The following is a 19,575-nucleotide window of genomic DNA, read 5'->3' as shown; positions in this document are numbered from 1 at the left end:
AACACTTAAATAATTTAAAACCTGTGTGTCATTTCAAATGTGATACACAGATTCTATTAACCCTTTAAAATTTTTATTATGTCAACATTTGTAGGAGAAATTCGTGCTTTTGCAGGAAATTTTGTACCAGAAGGATGGTATGCTTGTGACGGTGCTTTATTACCCGTTTCACAACACACCACACTATATTCTCTAATCGGGAATATCTATGGAGGAACACCAAATCAAACATTCAATCTACCTGATTTAAGAGGTAGGGTACCTGCTGGGATCGGCCAAATGCCTGGTGGAAGTTTGTACACCTTAGGTGAACAAGGAGGAATTGAGGTAAATACGCTTTCAGTAAATCAGTTACCAGCGCATAATCACACGGCAGCTGTAACACCTATATCTATTGGTGGTTCAGTTAATGCGAGTATCAATGTCAATAATGCATCAAACGACTCTGGAGAAGAACCTAACGGTGCATATCTGGGGAAAAGTGACGGTACAGCATTGTACGCTAGCTCATCTGATGGTTCAGCGCTAGCCGCAGATTCAATTAGTGTGGATAGCAGTGGACTTCAAGTAAGTCAACCTACTACTTCCATAGGAATGACAGGCGCGGGCCAAACCATAGAAAATAGACAACCATTTTTAGGAATCATGTGGATCATTAATTATGACGGGGTTTATCCCAATAGAAGTTAAGATTTTGGAAAAGCTAGGTATCGCTTCATCTATAAAACAGGTGAAGTGATTCTTTTTTTCTAATTCTATAATCTTAGTATAAAAGACAAGTCATTTCGACCATCGGGAGAAATCTAACTTAGCTTTCTTAAAGCTATAAACCTATCTGTTAAAACGTCAATATCAAGTTTATGTTGACGAGCAATGTATTCGATAGTTTCTTTTGTGTAGATAAAGACATGTGTTGGGTCTTTTCGGTAAAACCATTTACTGAAGTCCATTTGGTCATTATATAACAAGGTCATAATTAATAATGCTCCGTCGGTTTTCAGCATACTGGCAAGGTGACCTATTTCTTTTTTAGGTTTATAAAAATGCTCAAAGACTTCACAACTTACTATATAATCATACCTGTTCTTGAGTACACTTTCGTTAGGTGCAAAAAAAGGATCATATTGAACAATACGATAGCCTCTTTTTGAAAGTTCACTGGAAATAACTGGACCTGTACCACTCCCGAAATCTAATCCCTTGTGCTCAGGTAAAAAATGATCAAGCACGTAATTGGTTATAGGAGATGTAAAGTTTTGATATCGAATATCATTCACATCATTATTATGAGTTTCATATCTTTCTCTTTCTTCTTCAGAAGTTAGATAATATCTTTCATCCTTAACAATGGCCTTACATGTATCGCAATCATAATAATATTCATCTATTTTATGAACAAGTTTCGAATCACAAAGTGTACAGATCATTTTTAAACTATCTTTTACTTTAGATCTATACCAATCCATGATCCATTAACGGCAGAGTTCTAATCCGTTTTCCTGATGCGGCAAAAATAGCATTACAAATTGCTGGAGCAATTGGCGGAACACCCGGCTCTCCTACTCCAGTAGGCTTTTCATCATTGTCAATAATGGAGATCTCCATATTGGGAGTATCTTTCATTCTCGCCATTTGGTAATCGAAGAAGTTATTTTGTTGGATCGCTCCTTCCTTGGCTGTTATCTTTCCGTACATGGCTATCGACATTCCAAAAACAGCGGCTCCTTCCATTTGATTCAAGACTGAATCCTTATTTACATACAAACCGCAATCCAATGCTGAATACAAATTATGTATCTTCAATTTGTTGTTCATTACCGATACCTCTACTACGGTAGCAACGTAGCTATAAAAACTATAGTGAAAAGCTACCCCCATTCCGTGTCCTTCAGGGAGTTTCTTCCCCCAACCTGACATCTCCTTTACTTTATGAATCACGTTTTTTAATCGTGCTGAATTGAACGGGTGTGGGCTCCTACCCTCCCTAACTCTATCCTTACCAATCAAATCTAGCTTAAACTGCATAGGGTCTTTCCCGGCAGCAACGGCTAGCTCATCCGCAAAAGAGTTCACTGCAAAACTGTGGTGTATATTACAAACGGAGCGCATCCAACCAATACGAACATGCGCCTCTGCTTTTGCATTTTCTAATTGCACATTTGGAATCTCATAAGGATTGTTATTAAACCCTTGTGCCAGTTCAAATCCAGAAGCATAGTCAGATAACGGTTTAAATGTAGATACAATGGATGGGAAAGCCGTTCTATGTAACCATCCAGAAACGACTCCACTCTTATCTATAGATCCTTTTAAATATTGTGCACTCATGGCATGGTAGTAACTATGTTTTACATCATCTTCTCTTGACCAAACTAGTTGAACTGGAGCGTTTACTTTTTGAGATAATAACGCCGCCTCTACTATAAAGTCAGGTTTCGACTTTCTTCCAAAACCACCTCCTAAAAACGTCACATTTACAGTTATATCTTTTTTATCCAATCCTAAATTACTAGCCACTTCTGCTCTGGCTGTCTGTGGATCTTGTGTTGGTGCCCAAACTTCACATTTCCCATCTTTAACATACGCTGTAGCGTTTGGAACTTCCATAGGGGTATGTACCAAATGTGGAATAAAATAAGTAGCATCAATTACCTTATTGGCGTTTTTAAAAGCACGTTTTACATTACCTTCAGATCCTGGAGTAACTTTTGCCGGGTTTTGAACTCTGTGAATGATCTTTTCTCTGAATTTTGAGGTGTCATAAGAACCATTGGCTCCCATATCCCAATCTACAGTCAAATTATTTTTTCCTTGAAATGCCGACCAGGTATTAGAGGCTATCACGGCCACTCCTCCTAACACACCAAATGCACCATTCCCTTTTTCTAAAGCAACCACGCTCTCAACACCTTTTATTTCAAGAGCATCGGCATCATCATAACTTTTAACCGTTCCAAAAGTAGCGGGGCATCTTGCAATAGCAGCAAACTTCATATTAGGCAGTCGAACATCGATGCCATAGGTAGCTGCTCCATGCGTAAAAGCGTCAATATCGAAACTTCGTAAGCTCTTACCAATATATTTAAAATCCTTTTTGTCTTTTAAGTTGATTTTTTCTGTATCAATCGAAATATCTTTTGCTAGATCCACCAGATCACCGTAAAACATCTTTTGATTGGTTAACCCATTTAGGATATAGTGATTATCAGCCTTACAATCAGAAGTGGCAATTTTCCATTTTTTAGCTGCCGCCGAAACTAACATTTCTTTGGCCATCGCTCCCATTTTTCGCATGGGCTCTAACATGGTTCTAATACTTCGAGAACCATCCGTGTTTTGATCTCCAAATTTAGCATCTCCAGTAGCCTGTTTTATTTTTACATACTTCCAGTCAGCTTCTAATTCGTCTGCAATGGCAGAAGCCATTGAAGTACGGATTCCTTGTCCCATTTCTGAACGAGTTACCACAATGGTTAAAGAACCATCTTTTTGCAATTGTACAAACAAATTCGGCACAAAAGAAACACCGTCTTCCAGCCCATTCACAATCGTTCCTTCAGAAAAATTACATCCTAATAAAATTCCTCCTGAAGCCAGTCCAAACACTTTTACAAAATTTCGTCTACTTACTTTCATCATCTTATGCTTTAGTACTAATTTCTATATTCAACCGCTTTGTGAATTGCTTTCTTAATCCGCACATAGGTTCCGCATCTACAAATATTACCATTCATTGCTTCTTCAATATCCGCATCAGTTGGAACTTTTTTCGCATCCAATAATGCGGTAGCTGCAATGATCTGTCCTGATTGACAATATCCACATTGTGGTACATTCAGATCTTCCCAGGCTCTTCGCAAATGTTCCATGTTTGGGGATGTATTTTCTATGGTGGTAATTTCTTTGCCAATAGCGGTAGTAATTGGTGTGCTGCAGGATTTTACTAATACATCATCGATCAGTACAGAACAAGCGCCACATTGGGCTACACCGCAACCAAACTTGGTTCCGGTTAATCCTGCTAAATCCCTAATAACCCATAACAAAGGCATATCGTCGGGAGCATCTACCGTATAGGGCGTCCCATTTATTGAAAGTGTTTGCATATAAGACTAGATTGAACCTACAATTTACTAAAAATTTGTACGTGAAATCAAAATATTATCGATTCAAATACACCCACCCAGTAATAGGCTTGTTGACAGTATCATTGAGCTCCAGAGCATAGAAGTATGTCCCCTCTGGTAACCTTTTATTAGTGTTTAAGTGTGTGCCTTTCCAATTTGGCGTGTCATTATTTCCTCTATACACCAATGATCCATATCTATTGTAGATACGTAGTTGATAATTCACATATACATTTTTGAGCCCTTCTATAACAAATTCTTCATTGGCTCCATCTCCATTCGGAGAAAATAGATTATACACTGTCGGTGGACAATTTTCTATCTCCAGTATCATCGTATTTATGCTAAAACAGCCTGTGGCACTATGTTCAGTTTTAATATAGATCGTCTGAGGCCTACTGATGTTATTATAAGTAAATGAAGGATCGATCTCATTGGTATCATTCATTAAATCATCCTGAGAAGGATACCATCTAAAAACCACATCTGATGCGTATTGTTGGCGCAAGAAATCCGCAGTTTGCGTAAGATCAAAGTCACCTGTATCAAAACCTTTATTACAAACAGTAATCGAATTTAATTGAATTATATCTGGCGGTGGTGGGTAGTTGATACTTTCCACATCTACATTATTATTCTCATCTGATTCCAAAATCAAATCTTGCTCATCCACCACAATTCGGATGTCAAAATCTGGCAAAACATTCTCAGGAATGGTTAATGTGATGGTTCTACTTTCTGAGCCACCTATAGGAATCTCATTTAATGTTGACAAAGATTCTGTAAGTGCATCATTTATATATACTGTGACTTCAGTATTTATGGGCAACGCATCAGTACTATTTTGATTATGAATGGTAAAATCTACATCTACAATGCGGTCATTACAATTGGTGATCGTCACGTTATCGATAGTAACGGTAGCGTCAGGCAATTGACTATTGAGTTTTGTCACAATGGTATTAACCATTACAAAATCCTGTCCAGAAGTTAGACTTACGGTTGCCGAATTATCTCCAATGGCAATATTGTTCTGGATATTGTAAAAATCAATATCCATATTAAAGACGCCGCTTTGGTTGGTAAAACTATTGGTCCCGTTAAAAGCGTTTGTAGCGGGATTTAAAGGTGGATTCGAAATAAGGTTTCCATTGACTCGTAAGGACTCATTTACGCTCAAACCTGCATCTCCTTCCCAGGCAACAAAACCAATTTTGGCATCGTCATTATCGATCACATTTAGATTGTTCAATTGAATAGTCAATGCTGTAGGTACATGCTGTAATCCATCGTATACATTCACCTGATTCAAGGGAAGTGTATCATCTTTATAAACGATCACAATGGCCCAACCTCCAAAGTTTGTTCCGTTAGGACAATACGTAGGAATGACAGAGGTTAAGTCGAATTCAGACAAGGTATAGGTAGTATTTCCTTCTTCCTTTATTTGATCTGTCACCTCAGCAAAAGCTGAAAAAAATTCCAAATTCTGTGGTTGTAGTGTGTCCCTAAAAACACGCGTGGAATTAATAATGCTATCATTTAGTCGGACCTGAAAGTCCCCTGCTCCAGAACCTGCCCAATACAAATAGGCTGCTCTTATGGTATCGGTTGGTTGTAAGGTAAGTGTAGCACTAGATACTGTATTAATAACACAAGGCGAGAAAAAACCATTCTCAGCAGTATTCAAAGTATTACCGATCATCGTAAAATCGATACGACCACCAAATTGTTTGAACAGTTGCACATCTTGTCCTTTTGTTTCTAAAAAACAGCTGAATGCTAGTAATAACAAAAAAACTCTCATTGCGATATGGTTAGATCACAACTAATGTACTTTAAAAATAGGTAACATCAAATGTGCTTTTTCGTAATGTGGACTTTTCTGGTAGATAAAATATAACTGCGCTCTCGGATTCTTAGCAAAATCTTCATCTGCTTTCATTTTATCTTCCAGTTCTTTTTTCACCTCAGGATTCTCTTTTAAAAACTGCTCAGCAATGTCCTCAAATACATATCCAGAATACCCTTCTTTCTGTTGTAAAATGGTATCGAAAAAGTTCCAATTAAAAAACGAATCTGGTGCTTCGGCTTCTAATGTTTCCAGTAAATATCGAACCCCTTCTTGATTTGTAGGAATATAGATATCACCTTTCTTGAAGGTTATATTCTTCTTAATGCGCTTCACATTTGTATTGTAATGTAAATAGTGCCCTTCGTATGCGGAAGTTCTCGTTTTATAATCATCAATATATTGCACATCTACTTCAAAAGTTGTGTCTTCATCCAATAGGGCAAATTCAATTTGATTATTCTTTAATCGATCGATAATATTGTGCCAACCTTGTTGTAAAATATAGGCTTGAGGAATATCTACTTCCTTAGTAACGACAAAACTATTGTAATAATTGATCGGTTTTGTAAATGGTTTAGATCTGTCGTAAAACAATCGTTTTCCATTGGTTACTTTACTGTCTACATACACTCCTTCATAACCCTTAAATTGCAATGTAGTAGGATTGTCTCTATCCACCTTGTAGGCAACTGGATACTTCTTTTTTGATAGTAGTTCTTGGGTCGCTTTACTACGTATATCTTTGATCTCTGCCGATCTTTCTTCTGTAAAATCCAACATAGACAGCATCAGTTCATAGGTTTGTTCTACCCTCATTTTGTATGGTTTCAACATATGTGTTTCTACCATCATTCCCAAGGTATTGAACAACGTGGTATACCCTGTTGAATATCTTGGTGAGTCAAAGAATTGAGAAAATCCTGCTTCAGGAGTACTTCCCCAAACATTTACATATGGCGTAATTGAAATCCCTTTTCGAGTCAACGAAGCCTCTAATACAGGTCTCATTTGTGTTTCTAAGAAGTTTCCTAAGTTTCCTCCTAACTTATTGTGTTGCGTAAATAAATGCGTTATGGCATATTGATAATCTGCTCCGTTACTTACATGGTTATCAATAAAAACATCTGGATTTACAGTATGAAAAACCTGTGCAAAGGCAGCTGCATTTTTTGTGTCTTGCTTAACAAAGTCTCTGTTAAGGTCAAAGTTTCTGGCATTTCCTCGAAACCCATATTCTTTAGGTCCGTTCTGGTTAACTCTTGTGTGAGAGTTTCTGTTTAACGCGCCTCCAATATTATACACCGGAATGACTGCTATCAATGTATTTTCATAGTTTTTCTGCAATGAATCATTCTCAACAATATCTCTTAATAATAGCATAGAAGCGTCAATCCCATCCGATTCCCCTGGATGAATTCCATTATTTATAAGCACTTTGTTCTTTGTTGTATTTTTGAAATCATTTAATGTTGTTTTTCCATCTGCGTTAAATACAACTAAATGCAAGGGTTCTCCAGAATCCGTTTTATTCATTTCAAATAAGGAAATCTGCGAATAAGCATTTGTCAGGTCTTTATAATAGGATATTACATCTTTGTATTCAGGAGTTTCCGTTCCGTTGGAAGTTTCAAATTTCGTTTTAAAATCTGTTCGCTTTGATTCTTTACCTGGTTGGCAGGAAAAAAAAATAACTGTTAACAGTGCTAGTAATAGCCTTTTCATATTCTTTTTTTGTTCTTAAAAATTAGTTGGATTTGACACTGAATTAGGCACTAATGTAGAAGCATCTCCTCCATTACGCATTATATCTCTTACAATAGAAGAACTTATATAAGAAGTTTCGGCACTGGTTAACAGAAACACCGTTTCTATTCCCGAAAGCTTTCTATTGGTTTGCGCTATGGCCTTTTCAAACTCAAAATCCGCTGGATTACGCAGACCTCGTACAATAAATTGTGCATCAATAGCTTTGCAATAATCAACTGTAAGTCCTTGATAGGTTTGAACGGATATTTTATCTTCAGCAAAAAAAGCGTTCTGAATAAATTTCATACGCTCTTCTGTAGAAAACATATAACTCTTCTTGGCATTTATACCAATGGCAATTACAATCTCGTCAAACAATGGGAGCGCTCTTCTAATAATATCTACATGACCCAAGGTAATAGGATCGAATGATCCTGGAAAAACTGCTTTTTTCATTTGAATTAGTTTAGTGCCATTTCAATGGCATTATCAAATAGCTCAGTTAAGGATATTCCTGCTTCCTGAGCTTGCTGTGGTAAAATACTCTCTTCCGTTAATCCAGGAACGGTATTCATTTCTATAAAATGAGGCTCATCATCTACCAAAATATATTCTGATCTGGTAAAGCCACTCATATTTAATACTTCGTATACTTTTTTAGCAATCGTTTCTACTTTTAATTTTAGTTCTGTTGATATTCTGGCCGGTGTAATTTCTTGTGATTTTCCTTCATACTTAGCCGCATAATCAAAAAAATCATTCTCAGAAACAATTTCAGTAATCGGCAGCACGGTTGTTACTCCTCTAAATGAAATAACACCTACCGAAACTTCTGTACCATCTAAAAACGATTCGATCAATATCTCAGCATCTTCTTTGTAGGCTTTCTTAATCGCTAAGATCAAATCAATTTCCTTGTACACTTTTGAAATACCAAAACTAGAGCCTGCATTATTCGGCTTCACAAAACAAGGCAGGCCAACTTTATCAATGATCTTTCCAGTATCTATTTCATCTCCTTTATTCAAGTAATACGACACCGCAGTAGGAATATCATATTCCTTTACCACACTTAGACAATCTCTTTTATTAAAGGTCAATGCCATCTGGTAGAAGGGTGCAGAAGTATGTTTTACGCCAATTAAATCTAAATATGCTAGAATCATTCCGTTTTCTCCCGGATCTCCATGTATGGCATTAAAAACACAGTCAAAAACAATCTTAACTCCATCAATAGTTATTGAAAAATCGTCCTTATCTATTGGGAATTTCTCTTCTTTGACCTCTACATACCATCCTTCTTTTAGTATTAAAACTTTAAAAGGGTGGTACTTGTTTTTATCCATATGATTGTACACAACGGTACCGCTTTTGATAGAAATATCAACTTCTGAAGAGTAGCCGCCCATGATAATAGCAATATTCTTTTTGCTCATAAAAAACAGAGATTTATACAAACTTAGTTAAAAAAACGTTGTGAATTTATAAAGAATCAAAAATTAGGTATCTCCTAATTTTACCCTACATTTGTTGTATCCTTAAAAGATAAAAATGGAGTTTTTAAAATTTTTAAAAAGTAAAGCTTTTTTCAAGCAAGTAGCTATTGCCGTTGGAGGCCTTTTAATATTCATTTTTTCGTTACAATGGTGGTTAGGCTACACAACCAATCATGATCAGAAAATTCAAGTCCCAGATTTAAATCGTTTATCATTTACAAAAGCAGTTGACACATTGAAATCGATAAATTTAGATTATATAGTGCAGGACTCTGCTAGATACAATCCTAGTTATCCAAACAAATCTGTGATGGAGCAAACTCCAGAAGCAGGTGATTTTGTGAAAGAAAAGCGGAAAATTTATCTCACATTGAATCCATCAAAATATAGAGATATTATCATACCTGACTTGAATGGTAGAACCAAAAGACAAGCAATGACACAACTGCAATCTATTGGCTTTCAAATTGGAGATTTCTCTTATGTTCGTGATATTGGAAAGGACGTGGTTCGCGGATTAAAGCATAAGGGTCAGAAACTAAAACCTGGCACAAAATTACCTAAGAATTCCACTATTGATCTTATTTTAGGGGACGGAAAACGATAGACACTCTTATGTCCGAAGAACAAATAGATAATGACGAATTATTTGAACATTATCGGTTTACTGCCGGTGATGGACAGGTGCCATTGCGGGTAGATAAATTCTTAATGAACTTTATTGAGAATGCTACACGAAACAAAATTCAGCAAGCTGCCAAAGCAGGAAATATTCTAGTGAACGATGTTCCGGTAAAATCCAATCATAAGGTAAAACCTAAAGATGTGGTAACCGTGGTGTTGTCATATCCTCCTCAAGAAAATGAGTTGATCGCAGAAGACATTCCGCTAGATATTGTTTTTGAAGATGCTACGTTAATCGTGGTAAACAAACCTGCTGGTTTAGTAGTGCACCCTGGTCATGGAAACTATACCGGCACCTTAGTTAATGGACTGATGCATCATATTGAAAATTTACCCATTAACAGTAACGAGCGTCCTGGTTTAGTACATCGGATAGATAAGGATACCAGTGGTTTATTAGTTATTGCAAAAACGGAACATGCGTTAGCACATTTGTCTAAGCAATTTTTCGATCGTACCACAGAGCGTTTGTATTATTCTTTGGTATGGGGAAATATAGAGGAAGACGAAGGAAGGATAGAAGGTAATATCGGTCGTAGTTTTAAGAATCGATTGCAAATGGATGTTTTTCCTGATGGTGAATTTGGAAAACATGCAGTAACTCATTTTAAAGTATTGGAACGTTTGACCTATGTAACCTTGGTACAGTGCAAATTAGAAACGGGTAGAACGCATCAGATAAGAGCACACTTTAAACACATTGGTCACACCTTATTTAATGATGCCCGCTACGGAGGGGATCAAATCTTAAAAGGTACTACTTTTACGAAGTACAAACAGTTTGTAGAAAATTGTTTTAAAGTGCTGCCTCGTCAGGCACTACATGCAAAAACGCTTGGATTTACACATCCTGTTACTGGTGAGTTTTTACGTTTTGACTCGAACATTCCTGAAGATATGGAAGCTTGTTTGGAAAAATGGCGAACGTACACGATCAATTCAAAAGAGTAACCTCTATTTCTTTTTACTCACATCCAGTAAATAACCAATAGAGAAACTAAAGAAATTGGTGGTTCCTAAATTGCTTTCATTTCCTACTGCTTTTGGAATGTTAAAATTCCAACTTAGTTCAAAATCCCAAGAAGTGGTAGTATACGCTATGGGTATATTCAATTGTGTATTAAGCAGATCAAAATGTTCATTAATAACAAGAACAGGTCCCATATTTGTGGGTCGGATAAACGAGGTGGTCTGCTCAGCAATGATAAAATTAATTTGGGGCTTAAACCGTAATACATAGGTATCTTTCCTGACCAATTTAAAGTTTCCGAACACCCTTGATATTAACTGAATAGAATTATCGGTTCCGAACAAATAAGCTCCCGAAAATAATGCACCAAATGTATTTGAAGTATTCCGATACCCTATACCCAAATCTAAAGAATTATTAAAAGCATCCCATCCATCACTATAAAAAAAACGGGCATAACTAATGTTATAGGATAAGGTTCGTTTCTTGTCAAAATAATTGGCATACCCCGCCGAAAGACTCACAAAATCCCAATTAGGGTCTTGTTCCTGGTAGTATGCAGTTGCTATACTAGCATTAAATCCCGAGGAGTCATAATACGAAACTTGAGGAATTACATTCAATTGATTAACCCCTGAATCTCTTCCTGCAAAAAAAGTATTGCTACTGTACGAAACGGTTGCATAAATAAAATCTGTTTGATTTAACACGGCCATAAAGTCATCCAAAAACTTTTGATCGCTAAAAAATAATTCATCTAACAATCCATCGAGTTCTTCATCAGTGTCGGTTTGCTGACTATAACAACTAAAAGAAGTTGCTATTGAAAACAATAGCAACTTAATTAAATTAAATCGACTTTTAAATCCTATAATCTTATCAATCATATAAAGCTTCGAAGCTAATTACGATCTCTCTTTCTGGTTCTTCTTGAACGTTCTATTTTCTCTCGTAATAATTTTCTCTGTTTGTCTGTCAGTGTTCTCCGAAAAGCTTCTCTGGTTTTTCGAAGTCTCGTCTCCTGTCTTTGTACTAAATTTCGTTGATTTTTAGTAAAAGAGGTCAACAACTTTCTTTTCTTTTCGATATTGTTCAAAGACTTATCTCTAAGAATTAATAATTGTGCTTTGGTTAAAGACTTCTTCAGTGCCTCTCTGTTAGATATCATCATCTTACGCTCCTTCTGAAGTAACTGTTTTTGTTCTTTTGTTAATGAAGATTCAATCACTGTATAATCATTGTCTTGAGCAATGGCCACACTGCTAAATCCTAACAAGAAAAGGACAGGCAACATTTTGATAAGACTTTTGATTTTTATTGCATTCATAACTAAAATATAACGTACTAAAATTAAGTAATATATTCTGTCGATTTAAATGAAACCGCAAAAACTTTTACTTTTTCTAATTATCTCTACATTCTTCCCTAGCGGCTAACATCTCATTTTCGTTGTTAAATGTGACCACAGAACCATCTCTATAAGTAGCATCAACTGGGAATACTAACTCTGGTTTTGTTCCTACATCATCTGGGTTCGCGATATAGTATTCTCTTAATAAAGACCAATCATCACGTTCTTCTACAGTAATTGTCGAATTATCTGGCATAAAGAAGGTTAATGGTAAGTTTAACCTGAAACATCTTCTTCTATTTCTATCCTCTCTACAAGCAGATTTTACTTCTCTTAATTCTTCTAGATCTACAATGGTTTGTACTTCTCCATCTTCAAACATAATGTCTACTGGGAATACCAATTCTGGGCGCTCATTCGCATCTGGATTATCAGCATACCAAGTCCTGATCAAAACCCAATCATCTCTACTTTCTAAGGTTATGCTTGTGTCGTCTGGCATAATGAATGTGATAGGAAAAACAAACTGAAAACATCTATTTCTTCTTCTACGCGACGCTTCTCTATCATCGCTTAAACGATTCCCATCCAACGTAAAGAATACATCACTCGTCTGCTCTGTACGTTCTAAATTATCCGTAGATGCTACTACCCTATATCCTAATCCAGGAGCTAATTCGGCACTTACAAAATAGCTATCTAAATAGTCTGATGACAATGCTGCCGATGTTGCAGTTGGTAAATCTTCGATAGCTACGACTTGCTTATCCGTCGCACTTTCGATACGTTCAATTAAACTAGTTTCATCAAAAGCAACTTCTGTTGAATCTGTACACGAAGTAAATAATAAACTAGACATTAATACCGCAGTAAATGTTAAAAATACAATTGCTGAAACTAAAAGTTTGTTGGTTGATGTTGGTGTTGAAGTTTTCATGATTCGTAAATTTTAAATTAAATGACTTTTCTCCTTAGAACCATAAAATTTAAAATAGTTTGAAAAAAATTATAAAATTACATTTTCAAGCAAACTTTTACCCATGTAATCATCTACTAATGAGTCTTCTACAAACAAAGAATTCATAAAAACATTTTCTAAGCTTTGCTCAGAAATTTCTGCTTTCACCATAACTTCTGATACCAAAATATCATTGGTAAAAGCCTCCATATCTGTATCTTCTACAAACAAGGAGTTTATTAGGGCATCATCGGCCAATTCATTCAATTCAGAAGAATCTAGACCGCTACTACTTTGAAACCATATAGTCAGACTTACTAATATTGCCACTGAAGCAGCAATTGCATATTTAAATCTCGGTCTCAGTAAAACTACTTTTTGTTTCTTTGGAGCATCTTCTTTAACAAGATCTAAAATCCGTTGTTTAGAATTCTTAAAGTAGCCCTCTGGTATATCAGTTCCTAGCAACTCCTTATGATGTTCAGAAACATTTCCATTCGCATAATTGCGATCCAAAAAGGATCCCTTTGCGCTTGAATTGTTATGTATGTTCTCTTTTTTACTCATTTTAGATTATTAGTTAGACCCTAAAAATTCTTCATAGTTTGTTTTAGGTGACAATTTTTTCTTCAATTATTTTTACAGCGGTATAATATGCCGACTTTAAAGTACTTTCGGTGACTTCTAAGATTTCAGAGATCTGCCTAAAACTCAAGTCATCAAAGTACTTCATCTGAAAGACCTGTCTTTGTTTTTCCGTAAGCTGATGGATGATACTCTGAAGTTTTAATTGTAGCGCATCTCCATCAAAATATGCTGAATCCTTTAACTGCTCAAATCGCCCCATCTCTATATCCTCTATAGATGCATACGATCGCTTTTTTTCTTTTTCTAAAAAACGCATCGACTCATTGTATGCTATTCGAAACATCCAGGTATGCAAAGAACTCTTTTCTTTAAAGTTTTCAATACCGCGATACACTCGTACAAACGTGTTTTGTAAAACATCATCTGCATTTTCATGTGTCCCTACTAACTTTCGTATATGCCAATACAAGCGCTCTTGATACAGATCAAGAAGCTCTGAAAAGGCAGCATCTTTATACTTTGGGCTACGAAGTCGTTGTATTAAATTAGATTCGTTATCCAATCTCCGGTTGATTTAGTACTAAATGTATACAAAATTTTAGACCCGAAAAACTTTGGATAGTCTGATATTGCAATTTTTATTTATCCTCGAAAGGACATGAAGTGAAATATTCTTGAAGATTGAATTTACGATCTTCGAACTTCTCAGGTAAGATCTTGAAATGTTGAATACGATCTATTCTAAAAGCTCTAAAATCATTTCTTAAGTGACACCAGGCAATCAATATCCATTTTTGATTGGTAGAATACATTGCACAAGGCTCAATTTTCCTAAACGATCTTTCCGTGTCATTTACTTTCGTATAATTTATCTCGACATAATTGAAGTTGGTTATCGCCAATTGTATTTCTGAAAGTGCATTACTATTAATAGGTTCCAAATCATACCAATAATCATCTATAACTAGAATTTTATCACTCAATCGTTCACTTTTCTCCTGAATAGACGATCTAAAAACTGACTTAATCTTGGTAAGTGCTTCATCAAAATCTTCTACAAAAGAAGCATCTTTCGTCTGCTTAACTAGATGTTCTGCCGTTATAAGTGCATTTGCCTGTTTCTCTGTAAACTGAACAGGAGCTACCGAATAACCATCCATTAGGCTATACCCTCTGCCTTCAATAGTTACAATGGGTACTCCAGCCTCTTCCAATTTTCGAATATCTCTATAAATAGTGCGAACGCTAACATCGTACTTTTCGGCTAGTTCTGTTGATGTTAAAATCCGTTTGGATTTTAATAAGGTAAGAATCGATATTAATCTAGATAGCTGTGTCATAAAAAACAAAGATAGCGAACCCTTACAGGATTCGCTATCTTAACATGATGGTTTAATTCATTGAGTGAAAAGCAATTTTATTTCCCTCAGTATCAAAAAACTGAGCCATAAAACCATTTTCCCCAATACCCGTTTTTGGCATCACTACCTTACCTCCTGCTGCTTCTACTCTGGCTAATGGAACTGCCAGATCTTCTCCTCCATTCAAGTATAGCGTACATCCCGCTACAGAAGGAACAGAAAAATCTGATTTGATGATTGCTCCGCCAACACCATTTCCTTTTTGGTCATAAGGTAGCACACCATACATCATGTCTTCCATATGCATGTCTGTAATTTCTCCTGCTAACACAGCGTTGTAAAATTGTTTTGCTCTTTCGTAATCTTTTACTGGAATCTCGAACCAGTTGATCGCATTTTTCATGGTTGATTTTTATTTTGATTAAACTTATGACAAAAGTATCTGAAGAAAAGACAGATTATGTCAGGGGTAAAAAAATAATGCTATAAATTTTTTAGATTGCTGTATCAATTTTAAATCTTTCAAAGCTTGAAAGTTCCTTTTTTGATTGTTATTTTTACCATGTAAATACATCACTCTTATGAAAATCATTATTTCTCCGGCAAAATCATTGGATTTCGAAAACAAAGCAACTACAACTTTACATACGCAACCTGATTTTTTAGAACAGTCTCAAAAACTGAACAAAAAACTTAAAACTTTATCTCGAAAAAAGATTGGAGATCTAATGAGCATTTCCAAGGCGTTAGCAGATTTGAATTATGAACGTAATCAAAATTGGGCTCCACCATTTAATTTGGATAATGCCAAACAGGCCGTTTTTGCATTTACAGGAGAAGTTTACAGAGGATTAGATGTTACCAGTTTAGGAGAAGAAAAATTACCTGCGCTGCAAGATAAGCTTCGTATTTTATCTGGACTATATGGCCTATTGAAACCTTTAGACCTTATCCAACCGTATCGTTTGGAAATGGGAACACGTATTAAAGTTGGAAGACGAGATAACCTGTATAAATTCTGGGCGGATGATTTGGCTAAGGCCTTAAATAATGAGATGAATGATGATGATTTGTTGATCAATTTGGCTAGTTCAGAGTACTTTAAAGCTGTTCCAACAAAGGCTTTAAAAGTGCCGATGATCACTCCTGTGTTCAAAGATTTAAAAAACGGTGAATACAAAACCATCATGACTTTTGCTAAAAAAGCGCGTGGATTTATGGTTCGTTATATCTTAGATCATGATGTAAATACCTTAGATGAGTTAAAAGGATTCGATACAGAAGGTTACGGGTTTAGTGAGTCGATGTCTACAGAAACAGAGTTGGTATTTACGAGATAAGCCAAACCATTGCGTTGCAAAAAAAACATAATTTTAGGAAAATACGCCTTGAAGGAGAAGAAAGTTAGAAAAGAGAAGTTAAGGGCGCCTTTAACAGCCCTTAAAATTTAACATTATTGTTTTTCAACCAATTCTGAGCTTCATTCGTATACCAGTTCTTAGAAAAATTCTTTGCGTTCACAATCTGCGTAAAATGATATTTTGCTTTTTCTAAATCTCCTTTTCGATCATAATAAACGCCCATATATAAATGTAAGTACGGGTTTTGAGAATCTCCTTTCAACAGTTTTGCGCTTATTTGTTCTATGTGATTATCAAACTTATTAAACGCTCCCAACTCTCTATAAAAAGCAATATCTTTTAAAAATGTGAGGTTGTGCAATACATTGATATCTGCATATGCTAGATAATTTGGGTACTTAGAAAATACTTCTTCTAACAATTGAGTACTGGTTTGCATCTTTTTTGAATCATATCGTGCCATGAAAGATTCAGAAAGAGCCTGAGCCAATACTTTTTTTCGATAGAACTCTGTTTCTGAGCCTTCATTAAAACTCAACGAATCTTCAGATTCAAATAAGTCCATCTCATTGAAATCAAAAACATAATTCTTTAAAAAACTAAGCGCGAAAAGTGAAGAAGAAACATCACCATAAATCAATCGAGCTGGATCACTCATCAAGTTAGTATTCGTAAGAAGAGTCAACGTAATATTTTTAGAAGGCACTTTTAAGAACAAACTGGAATAACAATCATACTGTCCATATGCCCAAACTAATTTTTCACCGTTCACCTCTTGATTAAAAATCCCATAACCATAAGGTAACTTCTCATTTACTGATGTAAACATCAACTTTTTAGAGCTTTCGGAAATCAATGTATTATTATCCAACGCTTGATTAAACGCGTGTAAATCTTTTAAATTAGAAACAATTCCAGCAGAAGTAGAATATCCAAAATCGATAAACCCTTTTTCAACACCATCTCCTAAAGCGTAAGGTTTTGCAATTCTTAGATTGTGTTGAACAATTTGCGCTGAGTCTTTTAATAAAAATGTGTTCTTTAGTTTTAATGGTTCAAAAATTTCTTCTTCCATCGCAGACTTAAAGGTTTTCCCTGAAGTCATTTCTATAATACGTGTGAGAGCCCCAAATCGTGAACTGTAATAAAAATGCTCTCCTATTTTACCTTGAGAGGTATGAGAAAGTATATGTTTAATTTGTATTGAATCATGTAAAGCTGATTCTGGAAAGAATTTTTTAATGGGTTCGTCGAGTGAAACTTTTTGTTGTTCTATAAGCTTCATGATTAACACTCCTGAGAAAATCTTTGTTAATGAGGCTATCGGAAATAAATGAGTAGAATCTAAACTGATCTTTTTTTCATAGTCTGAGAACCCCAGATAATTCTCATAAATAACTTTCCCATCTTGTTCAATAGAGGCTGCTATTCCAGGAATTTGAAAGTACTCTTTTAATTGAGTAAGCTCACTTGTGAATTTTTCTGATACATCAACTGCAATGCTGTCATTTTCTGTACAAGAAGTTATGGTTAATAAGAATACTGTCAGTCTAAAAAGTAGCTTCATGTTATTTGTTTTGTGTGTTCATAATAATAAAGACACCTTCAAAAACGAAATCGTTACTAATCTCTAAATTATTTCAAAGATTTATTAGCAGTCTGCTAATCCCACGGTGATTGCCAAACCTCCTTCCGAAGTCTCCTTATAGTTCTTGTTCATATCTTTTGCTGTCTCCCACATAGTATCAATTACTGAATCCAGAGGTACTAATGAATCTTCAGGATTTGTTTCCAGTGCTAATTCTGCTGCATGGATCGCCTTAATGGCACCCATAGAATTACGCTCTATACAAGGCACCTGCACCAAACCTCCAATAGGATCGCAAGTAAGACCCAGATGATGCTCCATAGCTATCTCTGCTGCTACTAACACTTGCCCCGGACTTCCTCCCAACAATTCGGTTAAAGCTCCAGCTGCCATTGCTGACGAAACACCAATTTCTGCCTGACATCCACCCATTGCAGCCGAAATGGTTGCGTTCTTTTTAAAGATACTTCCAATTTCACCCGCTACTAATAAGAATTTCTTAACCTCTTCAAAACCTGCTTTATGATCTTCGATGACCAAATAGTACATTAAAACCGCTGGAATTACTCCAGCACTACCATTTGTAGGCGCCGTTACGACTCGACCTAAAGATGCATTTACTTCATTCACTGCCAACGCAAAGCAGCTTACCCATTTTAGAATCTCTCTAAATTTCACCTCCGTACTTCGAATCGCGGCAATCCATTCAGATTGATCACTATGCAAAGAGTCTTTTATCAGTTTCTTATGTGTATTAAAAGCCCTTCGTTTTACATTTAACCCTCCTGGTAGGGTTCCTTCAGTATGACAACCTAGATACATACATTCTAACATCGTATCCCAAATATGTCTTAATCCGAAATTAATTTCATCTTCCGAGCGGATCTCTAATTCGTTTTGCCATACGATTTCCGAAATAGATTTACTCGTTTTAAGACAATACTCCTCTAATTGCTTTGCTTTTTCGATTGGAAATGGAAAATTCTTCTTCTCTAGCGTCTCATTCTTAAGGTCCTGATTTTCCTGGATCACAAACCCTCCACCTATAGAATAATACTTTTCACTAGACAATATTCGATCATTGTCATATGCTATAAACTCCATTCCGTTTGCATGAAATGGTAAAAAATCTCTGTGAAACTGAATAGATTCTTGTAGGAATGAGACATCCATGATACCATCAAATCGCAACATTTTAAACGACTTAATATCGTGAATTATATGTTCTAACTCATCTATGTTAATGGTTTCGGGATCTTCTCCACTTAAACCTAGCATGATAGCCAAATCCGTAGCGTGCCCCTTTCCTGTTAAAGATAGAGATCCATATAAATTGACTTTAATGCTACTTATTTGAGAAAAGACATCTATCTCTTTTAAGGATTGTATCCAATATTGTGCAGCCCTCCAAGGACCTAAGGTATGAGAACTTGAAGGCCCCACTCCTATTTTTAACATGTCAAAAACACTTATAAACTGCGACATGAGAT

General features: G+C 35.8%; 20 protein-coding genes. 4 read left to right on the top strand and 16 right to left on the bottom strand.

Annotation, left to right across the window (positions count from 1 at the left end):
- The first annotated feature begins 78 nt into the window (after positions 1-78).
- Positions 79-690 carry a phage tail protein gene (locus RQM59_RS10690; RefSeq protein ID WP_349242100.1) on the top strand — a complete coding sequence of 204 codons (612 nt, stop codon included), beginning with the start codon at positions 79-81 and terminating at the stop codon, positions 688-690.
- A 113-nt stretch (positions 691-803) separates the two neighbouring features.
- Here the strand turns inward: RQM59_RS10690 and RQM59_RS10685 are convergent, their stop codons facing one another.
- Genes RQM59_RS10685 through RQM59_RS10655 form a run of 7 tightly spaced genes read right to left on the bottom strand, consistent with a single transcriptional unit; the run spans position 804 to position 9,164 of the window.
- Positions 804-1,466 (bottom strand): class I SAM-dependent methyltransferase, encoded by a 663-nt coding sequence (locus RQM59_RS10685; protein ID WP_349242099.1) that lies wholly within the window; start codon positions 1,464-1,466, stop codon positions 804-806.
- Entirely contained in the window at positions 1,453-3,639 is a 2,187-nt protein-coding gene (locus tag RQM59_RS10680) for a xanthine dehydrogenase family protein molybdopterin-binding subunit (protein ID WP_349242098.1), read from the bottom strand. Before RQM59_RS10680 ends, RQM59_RS10685 begins: the two co-directional genes overlap by 14 nt.
- Positions 3,640-3,653: 14 nt before the next feature.
- Complete coding sequence (locus tag RQM59_RS10675; RefSeq protein WP_349242097.1) at positions 3,654-4,106, bottom strand: (2Fe-2S)-binding protein; 453 nt, start codon at positions 4,104-4,106, stop codon at positions 3,654-3,656.
- 55 nt (positions 4,107-4,161) lie between these two features.
- Positions 4,162-5,934, bottom strand: coding sequence for a T9SS type B sorting domain-containing protein (locus RQM59_RS10670; RefSeq protein ID WP_349242096.1), 1,773 nt, complete (start codon positions 5,932-5,934; stop codon positions 4,162-4,164).
- 21 nt (positions 5,935-5,955) lie between these two features.
- Positions 5,956-7,704: a M14 family metallopeptidase gene (locus RQM59_RS10665; protein ID WP_349242095.1), complete on the bottom strand. Its 1,749-nt coding sequence runs from the start codon at positions 7,702-7,704 to the stop codon at positions 5,956-5,958.
- A gap of 15 nt (positions 7,705-7,719) precedes the next feature.
- Complete coding sequence (gene coaD / locus RQM59_RS10660) at positions 7,720-8,184, bottom strand: pantetheine-phosphate adenylyltransferase (RefSeq protein WP_349242094.1); 465 nt, start codon at positions 8,182-8,184, stop codon at positions 7,720-7,722.
- A 5-nt stretch (positions 8,185-8,189) separates the two neighbouring features.
- Complete coding sequence (locus RQM59_RS10655; protein ID WP_349242093.1) at positions 8,190-9,164, bottom strand: D-alanine--D-alanine ligase; 975 nt, start codon at positions 9,162-9,164, stop codon at positions 8,190-8,192.
- A gap of 115 nt (positions 9,165-9,279) precedes the next feature.
- On the opposite strand from RQM59_RS10655, the gene RQM59_RS10650 reads away from it, so the two are divergent.
- Together RQM59_RS10650 and RQM59_RS10645 are read left to right on the top strand one after the other, a co-directional pair.
- Positions 9,280-9,831: a PASTA domain-containing protein gene (locus RQM59_RS10650; RefSeq protein WP_349242092.1), complete on the top strand. Its 552-nt coding sequence runs from the start codon at positions 9,280-9,282 to the stop codon at positions 9,829-9,831.
- A gap of 8 nt (positions 9,832-9,839) precedes the next feature.
- Entirely contained in the window at positions 9,840-10,859 is a 1,020-nt protein-coding gene (locus tag RQM59_RS10645) for an RluA family pseudouridine synthase (RefSeq protein ID WP_349242091.1), read from the top strand.
- Positions 10,860-10,862: 3 nt separating this feature from the next.
- On the opposite strand, the gene RQM59_RS10640 is transcribed toward RQM59_RS10645, so the two are convergent.
- The 7 genes from RQM59_RS10640 to RQM59_RS10610 all read right to left on the bottom strand — a co-directional run bounded on the left by RQM59_RS10640 (position 10,863) and on the right by RQM59_RS10610 (position 15,539).
- Positions 10,863-11,765, bottom strand: coding sequence for a hypothetical protein (locus RQM59_RS10640; RefSeq protein ID WP_349242090.1), 903 nt, complete (start codon positions 11,763-11,765; stop codon positions 10,863-10,865).
- A 14-nt stretch (positions 11,766-11,779) separates the two neighbouring features.
- Positions 11,780-12,205: a hypothetical protein gene (locus RQM59_RS10635; RefSeq protein WP_349242089.1), complete on the bottom strand. Its 426-nt coding sequence runs from the start codon at positions 12,203-12,205 to the stop codon at positions 11,780-11,782.
- Between the two features lie 76 nt (positions 12,206-12,281).
- A complete protein-coding gene (locus RQM59_RS10630; protein WP_349242088.1) occupies positions 12,282-13,166 on the bottom strand; it encodes a hypothetical protein in 885 nt (294 codons plus the stop codon).
- A 69-nt stretch (positions 13,167-13,235) separates the two neighbouring features.
- Positions 13,236-13,754 carry a hypothetical protein gene (locus RQM59_RS10625; RefSeq protein WP_349242087.1) on the bottom strand — a complete coding sequence of 173 codons (519 nt, stop codon included), beginning with the start codon at positions 13,752-13,754 and terminating at the stop codon, positions 13,236-13,238.
- A gap of 43 nt (positions 13,755-13,797) precedes the next feature.
- Positions 13,798-14,337 carry an RNA polymerase sigma factor gene (locus RQM59_RS10620; RefSeq protein WP_349242086.1) on the bottom strand — a complete coding sequence of 180 codons (540 nt, stop codon included), beginning with the start codon at positions 14,335-14,337 and terminating at the stop codon, positions 13,798-13,800.
- Positions 14,338-14,413: 76 nt separating this feature from the next.
- The gene (locus RQM59_RS10615; protein WP_349242085.1) at positions 14,414-15,115 is read right to left on the bottom strand and encodes a helix-turn-helix transcriptional regulator; all 702 of its coding nucleotides are present in this window, start codon (positions 15,113-15,115) and stop codon (positions 14,414-14,416) included.
- A gap of 52 nt (positions 15,116-15,167) precedes the next feature.
- Positions 15,168-15,539, bottom strand: coding sequence for a VOC family protein (locus RQM59_RS10610; protein ID WP_349242084.1), 372 nt, complete (start codon positions 15,537-15,539; stop codon positions 15,168-15,170).
- Between the two features lie 178 nt (positions 15,540-15,717).
- On the opposite strand from RQM59_RS10610, the gene yaaA reads away from it, so the two are divergent.
- Entirely contained in the window at positions 15,718-16,476 is a 759-nt protein-coding gene (gene yaaA, locus RQM59_RS10605) for a peroxide stress protein YaaA (protein ID WP_349242083.1), read from the top strand.
- Positions 16,477-16,576: 100 nt separating this feature from the next.
- Here the strand turns inward: yaaA and RQM59_RS10600 are convergent, their stop codons facing one another.
- Together RQM59_RS10600 and RQM59_RS10595 are read right to left on the bottom strand one after the other, a co-directional pair.
- The gene (locus RQM59_RS10600) at positions 16,577-18,064 is read right to left on the bottom strand and encodes a serine hydrolase (RefSeq protein ID WP_349242082.1); all 1,488 of its coding nucleotides are present in this window, start codon (positions 18,062-18,064) and stop codon (positions 16,577-16,579) included.
- Between the two features lie 84 nt (positions 18,065-18,148).
- Positions 18,149-19,570 (bottom strand): L-serine ammonia-lyase, encoded by a 1,422-nt coding sequence (locus tag RQM59_RS10595; RefSeq protein ID WP_349242081.1) that lies wholly within the window; start codon positions 19,568-19,570, stop codon positions 18,149-18,151.
- Between the last annotated feature and the right edge of the window lie 5 nt (positions 19,571-19,575).

This window comes from Asprobacillus argus, from assembly GCF_032248395.1.
GTDB classification, from domain to species: Bacteria; Bacteroidota; Bacteroidia; order Flavobacteriales; family Flavobacteriaceae; genus Polaribacter; species Polaribacter argus.
Note: the sequence above shows the minus strand (reverse complement) of the source record. Positions and strands in the feature narration are given on the sequence as shown.